This is a genomic window from Actinomadura sp. 7K534 (assembly GCF_004348575.1).
Classification (GTDB): domain Bacteria; phylum Actinomycetota; class Actinomycetes; order Streptosporangiales; family Streptosporangiaceae; genus Spirillospora; species Spirillospora livida.
Map to the genome: position 1 here is coordinate 25,062 of NZ_SMKB01000023.1, position 18,470 is coordinate 43,531.

General features: G+C 73.4%; 15 protein-coding genes. 3 read left to right on the top strand and 12 right to left on the bottom strand.

Annotated elements, in window-relative coordinates:
* Window positions 1–6 precede the first annotated feature (6 nt).
* Both E1266_RS07580 and E1266_RS07585 read right to left on the bottom strand, forming a co-directional pair.
* Window positions 7–990, bottom strand: a complete 984-nt coding sequence (locus tag E1266_RS07580) for an endonuclease/exonuclease/phosphatase family protein (protein WP_132045185.1) — start codon at window positions 988–990, stop codon at window positions 7–9.
* Window positions 987–1,682, bottom strand: a complete 696-nt coding sequence (locus tag E1266_RS07585; protein WP_132045187.1) for a M15 family metallopeptidase — start codon at window positions 1,680–1,682, stop codon at window positions 987–989. The genes E1266_RS07580 and E1266_RS07585 overlap by 4 nt, the downstream gene beginning before the upstream one ends.
* Window positions 1,683–1,770: 88 nt before the next feature.
* Here E1266_RS07585 and E1266_RS07590 point away from each other — a divergent pair, with 88 nt between their 5' ends.
* Complete coding sequence (locus tag E1266_RS07590) at window positions 1,771–2,460, top strand: response regulator transcription factor (RefSeq protein WP_132045189.1); 690 nt, start codon at window positions 1,771–1,773, stop codon at window positions 2,458–2,460.
* A complete protein-coding gene (locus tag E1266_RS07595; RefSeq protein WP_132045191.1) occupies window positions 2,453–3,622 on the top strand; it encodes a HAMP domain-containing sensor histidine kinase in 1,170 nt (389 codons plus the stop codon). The genes E1266_RS07590 and E1266_RS07595 overlap by 8 nt, the downstream gene beginning before the upstream one ends.
* Here E1266_RS07595 and E1266_RS07600 read toward each other — a convergent pair.
* The 5 genes from E1266_RS07600 to E1266_RS07620 form a co-directional block, all read right to left on the bottom strand.
* Complete coding sequence (locus tag E1266_RS07600; RefSeq protein ID WP_132045193.1) at window positions 3,570–4,793, bottom strand: Wadjet anti-phage system protein JetD domain-containing protein; 1,224 nt, start codon at window positions 4,791–4,793, stop codon at window positions 3,570–3,572. The two genes, E1266_RS07595 and E1266_RS07600, sit on opposite strands and share 53 nt — an antisense overlap.
* Entirely contained in the window at window positions 4,790–8,128 is a 3,339-nt protein-coding gene (locus E1266_RS07605) for an SbcC/MukB-like Walker B domain-containing protein (RefSeq protein ID WP_207945482.1), read from the bottom strand. Before E1266_RS07605 ends, E1266_RS07600 begins: the two co-directional genes overlap by 4 nt.
* Window positions 8,129–8,130: 2 nt before the next feature.
* Window positions 8,131–8,802, bottom strand: a complete 672-nt coding sequence (locus E1266_RS07610; RefSeq protein ID WP_132045197.1) for a DUF4194 domain-containing protein — start codon at window positions 8,800–8,802, stop codon at window positions 8,131–8,133.
* Window positions 8,795–10,285: a DUF3375 domain-containing protein gene (locus tag E1266_RS07615; protein ID WP_132045199.1), complete on the bottom strand. Its 1,491-nt coding sequence runs from the start codon at window positions 10,283–10,285 to the stop codon at window positions 8,795–8,797. Before E1266_RS07615 ends, E1266_RS07610 begins: the two co-directional genes overlap by 8 nt.
* A gap of 89 nt (window positions 10,286–10,374) precedes the next feature.
* Window positions 10,375–11,091, bottom strand: coding sequence for a hypothetical protein (locus E1266_RS07620; protein WP_132045201.1), 717 nt, complete (start codon window positions 11,089–11,091; stop codon window positions 10,375–10,377).
* 328 nt (window positions 11,092–11,419) lie between these two features.
* Here E1266_RS07620 and E1266_RS07625 point away from each other — a divergent pair, with 328 nt between their 5' ends.
* Window positions 11,420–15,112, top strand: coding sequence for a WD40 repeat domain-containing serine/threonine-protein kinase (locus E1266_RS07625; protein WP_132045203.1), 3,693 nt, complete (start codon window positions 11,420–11,422; stop codon window positions 15,110–15,112).
* Window positions 15,113–15,180: 68 nt separating this feature from the next.
* Here the strand turns inward: E1266_RS07625 and E1266_RS07630 are convergent, their stop codons facing one another.
* From E1266_RS07630 to E1266_RS07650, 5 genes are all read right to left on the bottom strand, one after another.
* Window positions 15,181–15,627 (bottom strand): SRPBCC domain-containing protein, encoded by a 447-nt coding sequence (locus E1266_RS07630; protein ID WP_132045205.1) that lies wholly within the window; start codon window positions 15,625–15,627, stop codon window positions 15,181–15,183.
* A gap of 12 nt (window positions 15,628–15,639) precedes the next feature.
* On the bottom strand, window positions 15,640–16,017 hold the full coding sequence (locus E1266_RS07635; RefSeq protein ID WP_132045207.1) for a metalloregulator ArsR/SmtB family transcription factor: 378 nt from the start codon (window positions 16,015–16,017) through the stop codon (window positions 15,640–15,642).
* On the bottom strand, window positions 16,014–16,475 hold the full coding sequence (locus E1266_RS07640; protein ID WP_132045209.1) for an SRPBCC family protein: 462 nt from the start codon (window positions 16,473–16,475) through the stop codon (window positions 16,014–16,016). The genes E1266_RS07635 and E1266_RS07640 overlap by 4 nt, the downstream gene beginning before the upstream one ends.
* Before the next feature lie 112 nt (window positions 16,476–16,587).
* Window positions 16,588–17,190 (bottom strand): response regulator transcription factor, encoded by a 603-nt coding sequence (locus E1266_RS07645; protein WP_132045211.1) that lies wholly within the window; start codon window positions 17,188–17,190, stop codon window positions 16,588–16,590.
* Window positions 17,187–18,404 (bottom strand): histidine kinase, encoded by a 1,218-nt coding sequence (locus tag E1266_RS07650; protein ID WP_132045213.1) that lies wholly within the window; start codon window positions 18,402–18,404, stop codon window positions 17,187–17,189. The genes E1266_RS07645 and E1266_RS07650 overlap by 4 nt, the downstream gene beginning before the upstream one ends.
* Window positions 18,405–18,470 lie beyond the last annotated feature (66 nt).

Genomic DNA, 18,470 nt, shown 5'->3' on the forward strand with positions numbered 1-18,470 from the left:
CGGCTTTCACCCGGACCAGCTGATCGCGGCCGCCACCGGCCGGTGGTCGCTGCCGGTGGGCGGCAGCACCCGCGCGCTCTTCGGGTCCACGCCGCGCACCAGGATGTGGTCGATCCGCACGAGCGGGAACGTCGCCGGCCAGGTGAAGCCGAAGCCGTCCCCGGCCGCGTCATGGGCCGAGCGCAGCCGCGAGGTGATGCCGCCGAACGCGCGGTCGTCCACGCTGCCGTTCAGGTCGCCGAGCAGCACCACCCGCTCGTTCCGCTCGGCGGCGACGGCCTCGCCGAGGGCCTTCGCGCCCCTGTCCCGGTGGGTCGTCCAGAAGCCCGCCCTGGGGTTCACGCGCACGGACCCGAGGTGGGCCACGTACACCGCCAGCGGGCCGTGGTCCGTGGTCACCGTGGTGCGCAGCGCCCGGTTGTAGCCCATCTTGATCTCGGTCGGCTTGGTGGCCGCCAGCGGCCCGTAGTCCATCTGGATGTCGACCGGCCGGGTGTCCGACAGCGGGAGCTTGCTCCACAGCCCGACCGTGCCCTGCACCGTGTGGTGCGGGTACGCCTCGGCCAGCTCCTTCTCGTACGTGCCCCTGGCCTGCTGGGTCAGCTCTTGCAGGGCCAGCACGTCCGCCCCGGAGGCGACCAGCTCGCGGGCGGTGCGGACGGGCTCGGTGTTGCCGGCGCCGACGTTGTGACTGGCCACGGTGAGGTCCCCGCCCGGGGCGGACCTGTCGATGAGCAGCCCGCCGAAGAGGTTCAGCCAGGCCACGGCCGGCAGGAGCAGCGCGGCCGCCGCGGAGGCGGAGCGGCGCCACAGCGCGCCGGCCAGCAGCACCGGGACGAACAGGCCGAACCATGGCAGGACGGTCTCCACCAGGCTGCCGAGGTTCCCGATCCGGTTCGGGATCTTCGCGTGCAGCGAGATGAGCAGGCCCAGCAGCAGGGCCGTGGCCGCGAAGACCGGCCCGCGCCTCCACGGTTCGCCGCCGGTCACCGGCGCAGCCTCGGGTCATGGGCGGGGTCGGCGTACATGCGCGGGCAGCCGCGATGGACCGCGTCGGTGCGCAGCTCGTAGTGCCAGGGCTCGTTCCCGTAGATCTGGCACAGCCCGTACCGGGCACCATGATCGGACAGCCACGACGTGGCATCGGAGTGCCCGATGTCGGCGGCCTCTCCCGCCACGTGGAGGGACGTGTCCGCGGTGGCCACCCAGCGGGCGGCGGCGGCTTCGGACCCGTACTCGGAGACCGCCCGGCGGAACAGCCGCTCCTGGTACGCGGCGGAGCGCCAGCCGCTGTTGACGTAGAACTCGATCCCGTCGCCGGCGGCGTCGGTCGCGGCCCGGCGGAGCGCGGCGAGGAGGTGCGGATCGAGGTTGGTCACGGCCGGAACCTCGTCGTCGAAGACCGTCACGCCGTAGGGGACGACACCGTCGGCCTCACCGATCGCGGCCCGTCGCTTGGGCGGTGCCTTCGAGGACGGTGCCTTCGAAGGTACTGCGGACGAGGACGGCGAGGGCGATGCCGGCGACGAGGACCACAAAGGTTCGGGCGGGGGCGAGGACGCGTCCGACGATCGGTAGCCGAGAGCCGCGGCGATGGCGGCCAGGGCGAGCAGCAGCGCGACGGCGAGGACCCGGCGAATCCGGCGGGTCCTCGGCCGCGTCGGCGATGGGGACGGATTCATACCGCTCAGTCAAGGCAGAACGGTGTCGCCGCTGCGTATGCGGTTTTCGATACGCCGGCGATACGCCCCGGCTCTTAACATCGAGAGCATGAGGGTGCTGATCGTCGAGGACGAACCTCTGCTGGCGGAGGCCGTCCGCGACGGTCTCCGCCTGGAGGCGATCGCGGCCGACCTCGCGGGTGACGGCGACACGGCGCTGGAGCTGCTGAGCGTCAACGCCTACGACATCGCCGTCCTCGACCGCGACGTCCCCGGTCCCTCCGGTGACGAGATCGCGGAGCACATCGTCGCGTCCGGCAGCGGCATGCCGATCCTGATGCTCACCGCCGCCGACCGGATCGACGACAAGGCATCGGGGTTCCGGCTGGGCGCCGACGACTACCTCACCAAGCCGTTCGAGCTCCGCGAACTCGTCATGCGGCTGCGGGCCCTGGCCCGGCGGCGCGCGCACGCCCGGCCGCCGGTCAGCGAGATCGCGGGCCTGCGGCTCGACCCGTTCCGCCGGGAGGTGTTCCGGGACGGGCGCTATGTCGCGCTCACCCGCAAGCAGTTCGCCGTGCTGGAGGTCCTCGTCGCCGCCGAGGGCGGTGTCGTCAGCGCCGAAGAGCTGCTGGAGCGGGCCTGGGACGCGAACGCCGACCCCTTCACCAACGCCGTGCGCATCACCGTCTCCGCACTGCGCAAGCGATTGGGCGAGCCGTGGCTGATCGCGACGGTGCCCGGCGTCGGCTACCGCATCGACACGGGCCCCGTCCCTCCCGGCGGCACCGGTGGATAGGCGCCCGGGGCTCAGCGCCCGGCTGAAGCTCACCCTCAGCTACGCCGGGTTCCTCCTGCTGGCAGGCACTCTCCTGCTGGCCGTGGTCTGGGTGTTCGTCCTGCGCTGGGTACCCGAGGTGGAACCCGGCCGCATCCAGCAGCGGTTCGGCGCCGTGGTCATCACCGGGCCGAACCGCTCCGACCTCCTGCGCGGCTTCGCGCCCGCCGCGGCCGCGGCACTGGCCTTCCTGCTGGTGTTCGGCCTGCTGGGCGGTTGGATCCTCGCCGGCCGGATGCTCGCGCCGCTCACCCGGATCGCGGAAGCGGCCCGGACGGCCGCGAGCGGATCACTGTCCCACCGGGTCCGGCTCCCTGGTCGCGAGGACGAGTTCCGCGAGCTCGCCGACGTGTTCGACGCCATGCTCGACCGGCTCGAGGCCCACGTCGCCGAGCAGGAGAGGTTCGCCGCGAACGCCTCCCACGAGCTGCGCACTCCGCTGGCCATCTCGAAGACCCTCCTCGACGCCGCCCGCGGCGACCCGGCACGGGACCAGGGTGAGCTCGTCGAGCGCCTCCACACGATCAACACGCGGGCGATCGACCTCACCGAGGCCCTCCTGCTGCTCAGTCGCGCCGGCCGCAAGAGCTTCACCCGCGAGGCGGTCGACCTGTCCCTCATCGCCGAGGAGGCCGCCGAGACGCTGCTCCCCCATGCCGAGCAGCGGCAGATCACGCTCGACGTCACCGGGGAGGCGGCGGAGGTCCTCGGCTCCGCGGAGCTCCTCCTGCGGATGGTGACCAACCTCGTGCAGAACGCCATCGTCCACAACCTCCCCGCCGGCGGCACCGTGACGGTCCGCACCGAAGCGCGGCCGGACGAGAGCGTGCTGCGGGTCGAGAACACCGGCCGGCCGGTCCCCGCGGACCTGGTGGCGACGATCACCGAACCGTTCCAGCGCGGAACGCAGCGCGCACGCACCGACGAGCACGCCGGCGTCGGCCTAGGGCTGGCGATCGTGGACAGCATCGTCCGCGCCCACGACGGGACCCTCGACCTCACTCCCCGCCCCGCCGGCGGCCTCCTCGCCACGATCCGCCTCCCCGGCGGCACACGAGCGGATCACCGGGTCACGGGAGAAGCTTCGGCAGAACGTCCAGCAGGCGGGTCGCGGCGTCGGTGAGCGGAATCGCCTCCTGCTCGATCCGGCGGAACGGGGCGGGGCCCGCGGTCGCGACGGTGTCGTAGGCGGCCGCCTCGCCTTCGGTGAGGTGCGTCAGCACCGCCGGGGACGCCTTGATCGGACGGCCGCCCTTGTCGTGGTTCACCCCGTGCGCGGCGTACCGGTGCAGGTCGGTGACGTCCATCAGGATCGAGGTGACCGTCTTCGGAGGCGCGCCGTCCGGTGCGGGCTCGGCCAGCGCGGCGCGGAACCCGTTGAGGATCGCGTAGCCGTCCGCGTCCATGTCCCCCCAGTAGACGATGTGGTCCGCGGCGCGGATCCAGGGGACGTCCGCGAGGAGCGCCGCGGCCGCCTTGCCACCGCCCTCGACCACGACCGTGTCCCGCACCGGCGGGAACCAGAGCCGGGAGTCGCGGTTCTCGACGACGAGGACGATCCGGGGCCGGTAGGCGATGTCGTGCGTGTCGCCGGTGGTCCACGCGTCGTGCCTGCGGCGGCCCGACGCGGCGTGCTCCGGGTCGGCGTAGGTCAGGTGCAGCACGGCCGGGCGGGGCCGGACCTCGTCGCGGACGTCGCGCCCGGCGACATCGCGCAGCAGTGCGCCATGGGTGTCGAGCCACTTGGTATGCATGCCGGGGACCGGGAGCTGACGGGCCGTCCAGGCGCTCGCGTCCGGATTCTGACTCAACCAGGTCACCGCGCTGAGCAGCACCTCGGCGTCGTCGGCCCCGAGTTGGCAGGTGGCCCGGAGGGTGGCCGGGGTGAGGATCGCGCCGGTGAACAGGAGGGACGACGCGAGCGCACGGGCGCGGGCGACGTCCACGGCCGGTGGAGCGGTGGCGGAGACGAGGGCTGCGGCGGCGTCCAGGTCCGCTACGAGCGTGGCGGGGTAGTCGCCCTTCACGCCTTGGACCGACACCGGCTTGCGGACGATCTGCACGCCCGGGTGCCGGTCGGCGAACTCGCGCCAACGCATGTGCCATTCGTGCCAGGCGGCGTATCCGAGGCGCGCCACCGCGGTGCCGGTCGAGACGCCGGGTCGGAGCGGGACGGAGAACGTGACGGGGTCGCCAACGCCGAGGTCGGCGCACACGGCCGCCGGCCATTTCCGCTCGACCTGGCGGTGGAGCTTCTCGATCGCGTCGGACGGCGTGAGCAGGTGGGCGGTCATCGAGCGGGGACGGCCACTATGGGTTTGGCCCAGGAGCGGCCCTCGGGGTTCTTGAGGATCAGGTATTCGGCGTCCACGTGGGGTTCGATCGCGCTGTGCTTGTCGTTGGGGGCGCTGATGATGAGCTGGAAGCCCAGGCCGCGCCAGGCGCCGATGGCGCGGCCGGTGAAGTGCGCGTCCGCCTTGATCAGGGCCTCGTCGAGGAAGACGGGGGCGTAGCGGGGACGTTCGGCGCCCGCGTCGCCCAGTTGGTAGCGGAGTGCGGCGCCGACGATGAACGCGACGAGTTCCTGGGACTCGCCGCCCGACTTCTCCCCGATGTGGTCGTACACCGCGACGTGCGCGCCGGCGAGGTCGCACTTCTCCGCGCTGATCCGGACGTGGTTGCGGACGTCGACCAGGTCGGCGAAGTCGGGTGCGGTGCGGCGGATGTGGTCGATGACCTTGGCCATCCGGTGGTAAGCGCGCTCGCGGTCGGTGTCCGTGGCGGCCTTGTCGATCACGGCGCGGATGTCGCGGAGCTCCTTGCGGAACCGGGCGCGCACGGCGGAGTGGCTCTCCTGCGGGTCGATGCGCAGCCGGTGGTGGTCGTCGGCGAACGGCAGTTCCGCGAGGATGCGGTTCACCGGGTCGATCCGGTCGCGGATCTCGCGGACCGCGGCGGCGAGCTCGCTGTCCAGGCTGGTCAGGTCGTTGCCGGAGAGCTTGAGCAGGCTGTCGCGCCACTCCGACTCCAGCTCGTGCAGGCCGCTCGTCTCCAGGTCGGTGAGCAGGCGGTCGAAGTCGCGGTAGGACGCGTCCGGGTCGGTGCCGAGATTCGGGTTCGGCCAGCGCTCGACGAACATCGAGAACGTGTCCTGCAGCGCCTTCCGGGAGCGGCCGATCTCCTCCTCCGCCGACTTCCGGTCGTCGTTCATCCGCTCGACGCCGCGGCGGTGCGCGGCGTCGAAGTCGGCCAGCGCGGTCGCGGGATCGGCGCCGGCGGGGGCGGTGCCGAACAGGCCGGTGAGGTAGTCGCGGTGGTCGGCGCTGACTTCGGTGCCGGACGCCGCGGCGGTGTCCAGGGCGTGCTGGGCGCCGTCCACCTCGTCGACGATCTTCTCCCAGTCCCGGACGAGCCGCTCCACCTGCTGCTTCTGACCGCCCACCTTCTCGGTGAGCTGCCTGATCTGCTCCTTGAGCTCGTCCGACTCCCGCTGCATACGGTCGATCTCGGGGTTGCCCTCGCGGACCTCGGTGACGACCTCTTCCCAGCGTTTCCGCTCGGCGACGACGGATTCGACGTCCACCTGGTCCCAGGACAGTTCGGTGACGGTCCGGTAGGCGGTGCGTCTCTCCTCGAACGAGTTGAGGGCCTGCTCCGCCTGGGTCGCGCGTGCGACGGCGTCTTCGTGGCGGTCGCGGGCGTGGCCGATTCGGGTGTCGAGGTCGGCGAGCAGTCGGTTGTTGCTGAACCCGAGGAGGTTGGCGCGGCCGTGGCCGCCGTGCGCGCCCCGGCCGCGCTGCGACGTCTGGCCGGTGATCGTGAGCGCCTTGCCGTACTGCCCGAGCAGCTTGGGCGTCTCGACGCAGACGAAGTCGAAGCCGCGGACGAGTTCGCTCTTCAGCCAGGCGGTGAACACGGACGGGCGGTAGTCGAGCCGGCCGGGGAGCCGCTTGTCGTCCAGCCCGATCTCGTCGCGCATGCCGGTGTTGACGCCCTCGAAGTGAACGCGCCGGGGGAGCTTGACCGCGTTGATCGCCTCGCGGAACGCGTCCAGGTGGGCGGCGTCGATCAGCATCCGGGTGGCGAACCCGCCGAGCGCCAGGTTGAACGCCTCGCGCCACGTCTCGTACTCCGTGCGCACCTCGATCAGCTCGCCGACGAACGGGAGGTCGTCCGGGGTGAGCCCGGCGGCCTCGGCCAGCCGGTCGCGGGCGGTGTGCAGGTCGGTGGGGATGTTGCCGCGGCGGGCCTTGACCGCCTTCTGCTCGGCGCGCAGGCCGGCCAGTTCGCGTTCGGCCGCCTTGAGCTCGGCGGTCGCCTCGGCGAACTCGTTCTGGGCGGACTTGCGTGCCTGGGAGTCGCCCAGGGCTTTGCGGGCCGTGTCGACCAGCGCGGCGAAGTCCTCGCCGGTCGAGACGGTGGCGCCGATCGTGCCGAGGACGCGGTCGAGCCGTTGCCGGGCGCGTTCGACCTCGGTCAGCCGCCGTTCCACGTTGCGGATCTCGCGGAGCGCGGTGTCCAGCCGGTCGCCGCCGAAAGCGCGCAGGGTGCCGATGAGCGCCTCTCGCCGGGACTCCGCGGCCGTGATCGCCGCGGCCGTCTCCTGCACCTCCTGCTCGGCGCGGCGGCGCCGCCCGGTCAGGTCCCGCTCGGCCGCGCGCAGCAGGTCGAGCCGGCGCTCGTGCCGCCACAGCGCCGCGGGGGACGCCGGGTCGGCGAACGATCCGACGTCCTCGATCACCCGCAACCGGTCCGCCGCGCGGTCGATCGCGTCCCGGTGGTCGCGGATCGGCGTCAGCGCCCGCACCTGGCGGCGGGCGGTGATCATCCGCTCCCGGGTGCCGGACAGCTCGTCGAACTGCTGCACCACCTCGTCCGCGGTGGCCAGCGTGGACGGCTCCTCCAGGACCATCGTCTTGTACAGCGCGTCAACCGTGGTGATCTGCTGCCCCGCCTGGATCCTGCCGAGCAGGCCGACCGCCTTGTGCCCGTCCCCGGCGGCGCCGATGCCGAGCGCGGTGTGCAGCCGGGCGGTGAAGTCCCGGTCGGTGTCGAAGCAGGTCAGGCCCGTCGCGGTCACCGCGGCGCGGGAGAGCCTGCTGCCCGCGGGACCGTCCAGGTCGCGCAGGTCGTAGGCGTCGTCCCGGGTGGCGCGGACCGGGACCACGTCGTCGAGGGTCCGCGCGGACGACGGCACGTACCAGGCCCGCAGCGCGGTGAACATCGCGCCGCTCTGGTCGGCCCAGGTCATCGCGATCGCCGACCAGGTGTCGCGGCCGTCCCCGCGCAGCACCCGCAGCCGCGTCTCCCCGTCCGCCCGGGACTCGTCGAGCTTCCCGCGCGCGTAGGAGAGGATGTTGCGCTGGTCCTTGCCCCGGGGCCGGCCGACCACCCCGCCGTTGGACGCGCCGTTGAACGGCGTGGTGTGCGGCATCAGCAGCGCGATGTAGGAGTCCATCAGCGTCGACTTGCCCGACCCGGAGCCGCCGCTGAACAGGGTCGCGCCGGGGGCGAACCGGACGCGGTGGTACCCGTCGTACCCGCCCCAGTTGACGAGCTGCAGGTCCCGCGCCACCCACTGCTGCCCGCGCGACGCCGCCGGGATCAGCCCGAACAAGGTGTCGATCATGCTCATGACGCGGCCCCGTTCCGCTCCCGCAGCCAGTCGTTCAGCTCGGTCAGCCTCTCGATGCTCAGCACGACCTCGACCAGCGGCGTGATGCGGTACCGCCCCGCGGACTCCTCGGTGAGGAGCCCCTCGGTGACCAGCCGCTGCACCGCGTTCTGGATCTCGCGCTGGCCGCGGGCGAGGTTGTGGTCGTCCGGGTCGAAATAGGTCAGGACGGTCTGCTCCAGCTCCTCGATGTCGACCCGCGCGGACGTCTCGCCCGCGCCGCGTTCCCGCTGGAAGACGGTCCGCAGGTGGACCAGTACCAGGGTCTCGGCCCGGTTGTAGGGGTCGTCGCGCAGCAGGATCGGGACCTCCAGCTCCGCCGAGCGCACCTGCTGCTTGTAGGCGATGCCCCGGTCGTGGTCGACCACGAGCCGGACGAACAGGTCGTGCAGCCGCGACTCGATGATCTGCTGGTTCTCCAGCAGCGTGCGCCACTGCGCCGGGTGCTTCTCGGCCAGCAGGAACCTGCGCTGGAGGAGCCGTACCAGGACGCGCCGGACGTCCACGTCCAGCGTGCCGGTGTCTCCGGCGAACAGCTCGGACGGGTCGTCCTCCATCGGGACCGGCTCGATGAAGCCGGCCGCCGCGTCGGCCGTCCGTTCGTCGTCGGGGGCGTCCGGCTCACTCATCGTCGTCTCCCGCCGCAGGGTTCGCCGCCAGCACGCCGCCGAACGCGAGCCGCCGCCCGGTCCCGTCCGGCCGGACCGCGTCGACCACCGCGACCTCGACCGTGTCGGTCATGCCGAGGTCGTGCGCGATCTCCAGCAGGCCGAGCAGATCCACCGGCCGCCGTATCCGCTCCGCCGCCGCGCGGAACGCTTCCGCAACGTCGACCTCGCCTTCGTCGCCCGCGAACTCCGCCAGGTGCGTGCGCAGTTCGGCGTACTGGGGGCCGCCCCAGGCGCGGGTGTCGGCGGACGGCACGTCCTCTGCCTCGTCCCACTCCTGCAGGGGTGTGGGCGGCTGGGGCGGACGCGGGTCGCTCGTGGTCTGCCGCAGATGCCCGACGTCGGCCACGGGCAGGCGGCGCAGCGGGTCCACGGCCGCGCCGCGGCGCGACCCGGGCACCCAGCTGTGGAAGCCGGACATCACGTCCCGCAGCAGTTCGTCCACCTGCCGGTCCCGCATCGGGTCGTGGTTGCGCACCTGGGTCGTGATGACGTGCGACGCCTGCCGCTGCGCGGCCAGCACCTCCTTGACGCCCTGCTCGATCCGGCGCGCGATCTCGGCGAGCTCCCGGCGCTGCTGCTCCGGCATCTGCTCGGTGAACCGGTGCCGCAGCACGGTCCGCAGCAGCCCCCACAGGTCGTCGATCCGCGCCGGGTCGCCGATCAGGCGCAGCGCCCCGGCGAACGCGCGGCCCTCCGGTGTCGCGTCCATGATCTGCCGGCCGCGCTCCAGGTACTCGCGCAGCACCTCCCCGGTCGGCCGGACGTCCTGCCGCAGGTCGGCGACGACGTCCCGCTGCATGGCCTTGATCGACTCGGCGACGCGGGCGAAGTCGGCGGGCAGCTCCCGCGCCAGATGCAGCACGTTCTCCGCCGCCTCCAGCAGCTGGTCGTCGCCGACGGTCTCGACCTCGCCGCCCCGTTCGAGCCGCGCGAGCTCGCGGCGGCGCTGGTCGATCTCCGTCTGGAGGCGCGCCATCCGGGCCATCACGTCCGGGTCGGCGTCCTGCGCGAGCCGCTCGACCGCCTCCAGCAGCGTCCGGACCCGGGACTCCGACACCCGCGTCCGCGCCCCGCCGACCCGGCCCGCCACCTCCAGCGCGCCGACGCCGTGCGCGGACAGCCGGTACACCTCGACGTCGTCGGAGACCTGCCGCACCAGCCAGCCCGCCTGCACCCACTGCCGGCACAGGTCACGGGCGTTGCCCGCCGGCAGCGGCTGGTCGCCCTCGTGGCCGTAGCCCGCGGCCCGCAACTGGTCGAGGGCGTCGGCGAGCTCCGCGTGCGCGTCCGCCACCGCCACCGCCGGCCGCTCCGGCGTGAACATCATCGCCAGCACCGTCACCACGAACGGCGCGTAGGTCCGGTGGAGCAGGTCGAGCATCGGGTTCTGGAACGCCCGGAGGGCACCCTGATACGCGCCCTCCACGCCTCGTGTAGCCATCGCCGAACAGCGTACGACGGTCCGGGCGGCGGAGCGGACTTCGCGCGATGCCGCCACCGGCGCGGTGCCGCCACCGGCGCGATGGCCGGCTACTCCCCGCCGTCGCCGTCCCCGTCACCGCCGCCGTCGGAGTCGCCGGGCCAGCCCGGATCGCGGTCGGCGGCGCCCTCCTCGTGCGGCCAGCCGTCCGGCTGCTCGTCCGGGGCCGTCCACGGCGCGGCCTCGGTCACCGGGGCATCGCCTTTCCGCACCGCGAACGCCCAGACCACGCCGCCGCGGGCCGGTCGCAGCCGCGCCGGACCGCGCACCGCGGAGGCGTCGAACAGGTCGACCTCGACCGGGCCCGCGGGCAGCCTCGCGGCGTCCTCGGCGCGCGCGAACGCCAGCCGGACGAAATGCGGCCGCCCGTCCACGGGAGCGACGACCGTCCGCACCGGGACGTCGCCCACCGACCGCCACTGCCCCAGCGCCACGCCTCGCACGACGCGCGCCGCCTCTCCGCGCTCCGCCCGCCGCCAGGCCCGCCGGATGCCGACGAGAGCGGGCATGTCGCGGATGGTCGTGCGGGTGATCCAGGCGACGATCACCGCCGCGGCGGGAATGGCCACCAGCCCCCAGAGCGGGAAGGCGCCCTCGGCGGAATACTCCCGCAGCCAGATGATCAGGACGAAGACCTCTAACCCGATGACACCGGCGGCGAGACCGAGGGCCGAGGCGGGTGCCGTCGCCCGGCGCTTGCCCTCCCGCCGCGCGACGCGAAACGCCGTCCGCTCGTCCCGCGACGCCCGAACTCGTCCGTCAGCCATGGGACCCGACCTCTTTCCGGCCGCAGGAGATCTGCATTCGGTTCTCCTACTCGTGAGTGGTCATGCCTCATGTCCGTAGACGTGCGGGGAGCCCACGGTGTTCGCCTGCCCGTGCCGTGACTTCACGGAGTCCGGAAACACCGACCACCGAAAGTCAGGGACATAAATATCATTTACGGTGTAGGGGCCACATAAGCAAACAGCCTGGCGGGGGATTTCGTTTTCCGATCCGCCACTGCTGAATACTGTTCCGAACCAGGCGCCGTTTTGTACCGTCCCAGTAGACGTCCGCGAGTTGATCACGAGCCGGAAGTGAACGGGGGCGGGAATGCCGGATCGGCTGGAGCCGGGAGATCCTCAGCAGATCGGTGAGTTCTGGCCGGCGGGGCGGCTGGGCGCCGGCGGCCAAGGCGTGGTGTACGACGCGTACGGGCCGGACGGGAGCCGGGTGGCGGTCAAGGTGCTCCACGGGGCGCAGGAGTCACCCCGGGAACTGGAGCGGATGGCGGCCGAGGCGCGTGCCGCGCAGCGGGTCGCCTCGTTCTGCACCGCCCGGATCCTGCAGGTGCGCCTGGAGCCGCCGCGGCCCTACATCGTCAGCGAGTACATCGACGGGCTGAGCCTGCAGGACACCGTCAACGGCACGGGCGACCGGCCGGGGCGCCGGTTCGCCGGGGACGATCTGCACCGGCTCGGGATCGGCGTCGTCACCGCGCTGGCCGCGATCCACCAGGCGAGAGTCGTGCACCGCGACCTCAAGCCCGGCAACGTGATGCTGGGCCCCGACGGCCCCCGCCTGATCGACTTCGGGATCGCGCGGGTGCTGGACACGCACTCGGCCACCGAGGGCGGGTTCGCCGGGACGCTGCGGTACACGGCGCCGGAGGTGTACGCGGGGCAGCCCGCCGGGGCCGAGGCGGACGTGTTCGCCTGGGGCGCAATCATGGTGTTCGCGGCCACCGGCGAGCACGCGTTCGAGGGCTGGGCGCTGCCCGAGATCGCCCATGCGGTCCGCACCCACGACCCGGACCTGACGGCGCTGCCGGACGCGCTGCGCCCGCTGGTGGCGGCGGCGCTGGCCAAGGACCCGCTGGCCCGCCCGTCCGCGCGGGCGATCCTGGCCGCGCTCACCCGGGACCCGCGGGAGGGCGCCGGCGACGTGCAGGACCTCGTCGCCGCCGGAGCCGCGCAGGCGGGGCTGCGGTCCCGCTGGGAGCCGGGCGACCCGGCGCTGGGCAAGGTCGCCGAGGACGCCTACCGCGGTCTGCCGCCGCACGAGCAGAGCCTGGTCCCGGAGGTGTTCCTGCGCTGCGTGGTGCCCGGCGAGGACGGGAGCCTGGCCACCCGCCCGGTGCCGGCCGCGGAGCTGGCGGACCGGGACGACCCCGATGAGGCGCGGTCGCTGGAGCGGGTGGTGCACGCCTTCCGGCCACTGCTCGCCGTGGCCGGTGAGCGGCCGGACGAGCAGATCGTCCTGGCGCGCCCGGCGGTGCTGCGGGCCTGGCCGCGGCTGCGGCGCTGGGTCGAGGACGAGCGCGAGGGGCTGGGGGTGCACCACCGCGTCCGCCAGGCCGCGCGCACCTGGGACGGCCACGGGCGGCGCCGCGGCGACGTGCTGACCGGCGCGCACCTGGACGAGGCGGTCCGCTGGGCGACCCTCGCCGGCCGCCGCCCGTCCCTCAACCGGCTGGAGCGGGGGCTGCTGGACGCGAGTACCCGCGCCCGGACCGCACGAAGCCGCCGCGTCCGCGCCGCCGCCGCCGTGCTCGCGGTGACCACGGTGGTGTCCCTGACGGCCACCGGGTGGGCGATCCGGGCGCAGCGGACCAGCGCCGACCAGCGCGACATCGCGGCCTCCCGCCAGCTGGCCGCGCAGAGCCGGCAGTTCGGCGGCACCGCCCCGGACAAGGCGGCCCTGCTGGCCGTCGCCGCCCACGGCATCCGGGAGACCCCCGAGAGCCGCGCCGCGCTGCTGAGCATCGCCGCCAACCCGGCCCGCGGCGTCCTGCGCGACTACCGGGGCACGCCCGTCTCGGTCACGGCCGACCGCGCCGGACGGCTGCTCGCCATCCGCAACGACGACCACACCATCGCGTTGTGGGATGTGCGGAAGCAGCGGCAGATCGGCGACTTCTTTCGTTTGTTCCGGCCCACCAGGCCCTCCGTGGCCATGTCGGTGGCGCTGAGCCCGGACGGCCGGACGCTGGCCGCCGCCGGGACCGAGGTCGACGACGACGGCGAGACCGTGCTGAACCGGGCGGTGCGGCTCTGGGACGTGCGCACCCGCCGGCCGCTGGGCGACCTGCCCGTGTCGGGCCGGCCCGGTTCGGTGGTCTTCTCCTCCGATGGGAGGAGCGTGGCCGTCGACAACGGTGCGGAGGTCGCGCTGTGGGACGTACGGACCCGGCGGCGGAGCGGTCCCGCGGTGGCCCACTCGCGGAGCGGGAACTCCGACTTCTACGTGGTGATCGACGCCCGCGCCACGACCGTGGCCATCGGCGAGGAGACGGGTGACGGCCCGTCCCACGCGGAACTGTGGGACCTCACCACGGGGCGGCGCACAGCACGCTTCCCCGTGCGGGGCACGGTGGTGGCGGTCGGCCCCGGCGGGCGGACCGTCGTCACGGAGGAGCACCTGCCATCAGGTGATCGCCAGAGCGTCCGGCTGTGGGACGCGCGGACCGGCCGGCAGCGGGGCGGCGCCATCACCTCGTCCCTCTCAAGCGAAGTGGGCCCGTTCAGTCCCGACGGGCGGGTCGTGGCAATCGGCACGCAACTGTGGGAGGTGGGCGGCACGCACGTCGGTTCGATCGGCGCGGACGTCGGCGGACCGCTCAGCGTCGCCGCGTTCGCCGGTGAGAACACCGTGGTCTCCCTGGGGGAGGACGGTTCCACGGAAGCGGTGCGGCTCTGGGACGTCGGTGTTCACCAGCCCGATCACCGGCCCCTCCGCGTCGGACGCGCCGAAGAGGACGTCGTCCATGGCCTCAGCGCGGACGGACGGACCCTCGTCACCGACAACGCCATGTCCGACGGGCCTCTCGCCCTCCGGACGTGGGACGTCGCCGGCGGGCGGGAGACAGGGCGGGCCATGCGCCTGCCGGCGCCCACGGCGCCCACCGCGCTGACCTCCCCTCCCGATTCGATAGTGGTGACCCCGGACGGACGGGTTTTCGCCACCGGCAACGTGTACGGCGAGCTCAGGGTCTGGGATCCCGCGGCTCGCCGCGTGTTCGGCCTGGAGGGCGGCCCGGAAGGCCGCATCAGCGCGATGGCCGTCAGCCCGGACGGGCGCGTCCTGGCCACCGGCGGAGGCGCGCGGGGCGAGGGGACCGACACGTCCGTCGACGGCAAGGTGCAGCTGTGGGACCTTCGCACGCGCACGCTGCTCACCGAGCGTCCGCTCTTCTCCTCGGGCACGGAGGTCTCGGCGCTCGCCTTCAGCCCCGACGGCGGCACCCTGGCCGCCGGGATCGGCCGGACGGTCCGGCTCTGGAACGTCTCCGACCGCAGGGAGCTCACCCCGCCGATCGGCGGGATCAGCGGCCAGGCCGGCGTGCTCGCCTTCGGCCCCGACGACCGCACCCTCGCCGTGGCCACCGGCAACTCGGTTGTGCTCTGGGACGTCCGCGACCGGCGCCAGATCGGCGCACCGATCACCGGGCACTCCGGCCCGGTGACGGCGCTGGCCTTCAGCCGCGATGGGACGACGCTGGCCACGGGCGGTGACGACCATCTCGTCAACCTCTGGAACGTCACCGACCAGAGCCGGATCGGCGCGCCCCTCGCGGGCCACACCGGGGCGGTGCGCTCCCTGGTCTTCAACGCGGCTACGACGACCCTGACCACCAGCGACGACGAGGCGACCGTGCGGCGGTGGAACATCGCCAGGCCGGCCGACCCCGCGGCGATCGCCTGCTCCATCGCCGGACGCTCGCTCACCCGCGCCGAATGGGCCCAGTACGTCGCGCCCGGCATCGGCTACCGCGACGTCTGCCCGTCCCCGAGCCAGGGCCGCTGAGCGCCGGTCGCGTCCGGTGCGGCGATCGGGCGGCGGCCGTCCATCGGGGCCGCCGCCCGAACCGCCCCTCAGTGCCAGTCGCTGATCTGCACGTCTCGCGGTGCCGGCGCACCCTTGCCGGTCTCCACGAGGGACTTCAGGCTCATCAGGTATGAGGCCCACTTGGTGCTGCAGTGGTGCATGAACTCCACCGGCTCTTCCCACCCCTGGTGCTTGAACAGCACGATCGTGTAGTCACCGCTCTGGCGCAGCTCCCAGTCGATCGTCGTCCCCGTCCATTCGTCGGGGCCGTCGGCGACGCGCCACACCACCCGCTCGGCGGGCGTCGCTTCGACGACCTCCATGTCGAAGCCGCCGATCGGGGGGAACCGGAACTCCAGCCTGCCGCCCGCGCCGCCGCTGCCCCGGGTGTCGTCCGTCCACCAGCCCGCGAGGCCCTCGACGGTCGTCAGCGCCCGGTACACCTCGTCCGGCGTGGCGCCCTCGATACCGATCCTGTGCAGGATGTCCACCATCTGCCCGTCTCCTTAGTCCTGTTGGTCCTGTGTCTGCTTCGGGTCCTGCCGAGTGCGCTGGACCGTCTCGGCGATCCGCTTGATCCGCTGCAGGCGGGCGTCCCACGCCGCGCCGACCGACGAGAGCTGGGCCACCGCTCGGGCGAGCTGCGCGTCGTCCACCTGGTACCGCTTCTCGCGCCCCGCCGGCCTGCCCCGCACCAGGCCGGCGCGGTCCAGGACGACGAGGTGCTTGGCCACCGCCTGGCGCGTGACCGGCAGCCGCCGGCTCAGCGTCGTCGCGGTCCCCTCGCCCTCGCTGAGCAGGAGGTCGAGCATCCGGCGCCGGGTCGGATCACCGATCGCGGACCACAGATCGTCGTCGACCTGCTCGGCCGCCGGAGCGTTCACGACCCGGCCGCCAGCGTCTCGGCGTAGGGCGCCAGCCGCGGGAGGTAGAAGTCCCACCCGCTGATGTGCTCCTTGTACTGCTCTTCGAGGACCGCGGCCTCCCAGCCCATCTCGCGGAAGCCGCTCTCGGTCATCTTCAGCAGCGTGCCGCCGCCGGACGGGGTCAGCTCGAACGTGACGAGCAGCGAGTTGCCCTCCACCGCGGTCTCGCCGACCGGGTGCGTCCAGCGGAACGAGAACGTCCGCGGCGGCCGTGCGTCGACGACGGTGAACCCCACTACCGTTCCGCCGGCGTCGCGCTCGCCGAAGACGATCTCTCCCGCGCCTCCGGGCACCGCCTCGTACCGGGCGTCGTCCGGCCACCACTCCCTGACGTGCTCGGGGCTGCTGACCACCTCGAACACGACTTCGGGCGCCGCCTCGACATAGATCTCGCGCTGGATCGTCCCGAACTCCATGACTCCTCCTGCAACCTTTGGTTGCATATCAATCTAGCCGTGCGGCGACCAGATTCGCAACCCATGGTTGCATTTCGCCGCGGCGCCGCCGGCGGTCACGCCCTCGCGGAGGTCAGATCCAGCCCTGCTGCCAGGCGTGGTGGGCGGCGGCGTGGCGGGTGGAGGCGTCGAGCTTGGTCATGGCGGCGGACAGGTAGTTGCGGACCGTGCCCGGCGCCAGGTGGACCTGGGCGGCGATCTCGTTGACGGAGGCGCCGGTGCGGGCCGCGCGGAGGACCTCCAGCTCGCGGTCGGTGAGGGGGCACTCGTCCTCGGTGAGCGCGGAGGCGGCGATGTCGGGGTCGACGTAGCGGCGGCCGCCGGCGATGTCGCGGATGATCTCGGCGAGGCGGGCGGCGGGGGTCGTCTTGGGGACGAAGCCGCGCACCCCGGCGGCGAGGGCCCGGCGCAGCACCGCGGGACGCGCGTGCCGGGTGACCAGGACGATCTGCGTCGGCGACCCGGCAACGATCTCCTCGGCGGCGCGGAGCCCGTCGGTGGGCGGCATCTCCAGGTCCAGGACGGCGATGTCCGGGCGGTGCTCGCGGGCCAGGCGGACCGCGTCGGTGGACGTGGCCGCCTCGGCGACGACGACGAGGTCCTCTTCGAGCGCGAGCAGGGCCGCCAGGGCGCTCCGGAGCATCTCCTCGTCGTCGGCGATCAGCAGGCGGATCATCGGTGCTCCTCCAGGGGCGCGGCCGCCCCCACCTGGTCGGACCCGTCGGCGGGCAGCGACGCCGTGACCTCGAACCGGCCGCCGTCGAGGGTCCAGATGAGGTCGCCGCCGGCGGAGACCAGCCGTTCGGCGAGGGAGCGCAGGCCGGTGCCGGACGCGGCGTCACCGGCGGTGTCGAAGACGCCGTCGTTGCTCACCCGGAGCCGCGCGACACCGTCGGTCACGCGGTACTCGATCGTCGCGCGGCGTGCCCGGCTGTGGCGGAGGAGGTTGGTGGTGGCCTCCCGCATCACCAGTCCGAGCAGGTGGCGGGCAGTGTCGGTGACGGCGGCGGCGTCCGCGGTCGTGCGGGCGTCGATGCCCGCCGAGGCCAGGACGCGGGTGGCGTTGGCGATCTCGTCGTCCAGGCTGGTGCGGCGGTAGCCCCGCACGACCGCGCGCGTGTCGCGGAGGGCGTCGGTCGCCAGCCGCTGCACCTCCCTCATCTCGGCCGTGGCGCGTTCCGGGTCGGCTTCGGCGAGCCGGGCGGCCAGTTCGCTCTTCAGGGCGATGACCTGGAGGTGGTGGCCCTGGATGTCGTGCAGGTCGGCGGCGAACCGCAGCCGCTCGTCCTTGACGGCCAGCTCCGCCGACAGCCGGCGCGCCTCGTCCAGCCGTCCGGTGATGTCCCAGGCCCAGAGGGGTCCGAGTATCGCCCAGACGACGAAGGCCGTGATCCCGGGCGGGAACAGCGCGGCGTACACCAACTGGCCGTCCCCGGTCGCGAGGCTGACGGCGCCGCCCGGCAGCGCCGCGAGGGCCACCGCGCCGGTGATCAGCCACCGCCGGGGGCGTCCGTCCAGGTAGGCGGCCGCGACCGCCGCCATGATCGCCGGCGCGACGGGCCACAGCCCGTAGTTGCGCAGCGCCAGCGGGCAGGCGGCGAGGACGAGCGCGGCAAGCATCCCCGCGGCCGGCCACCCCGCCGGCGGGCGGGGACGGGACGGGCGCCCGCCGGCCGACATGCGGCCGTTGAGGAGCACCACGACCGCGGCCACCTCGACGACCAGCGCGGCGGCGCTGAGGACCCGCGGCTGGATCAGCACGTCGCCGTCCAGGATCCACTCGCCGGTGAACAAGACGAGGAGGGCCACGTTGGTCCCCGGGACCGCCCACCAGGTGTAGCGGCGGAAACCCGCGAGGCCCGTCCCGCCCTCGTGCACCCGGTCAGTCACGCCGCCATTGTTCCAGCAGCGCACCATTCGCGTCGTATGTCATTTGTGAGGAATGCGCATGACAGA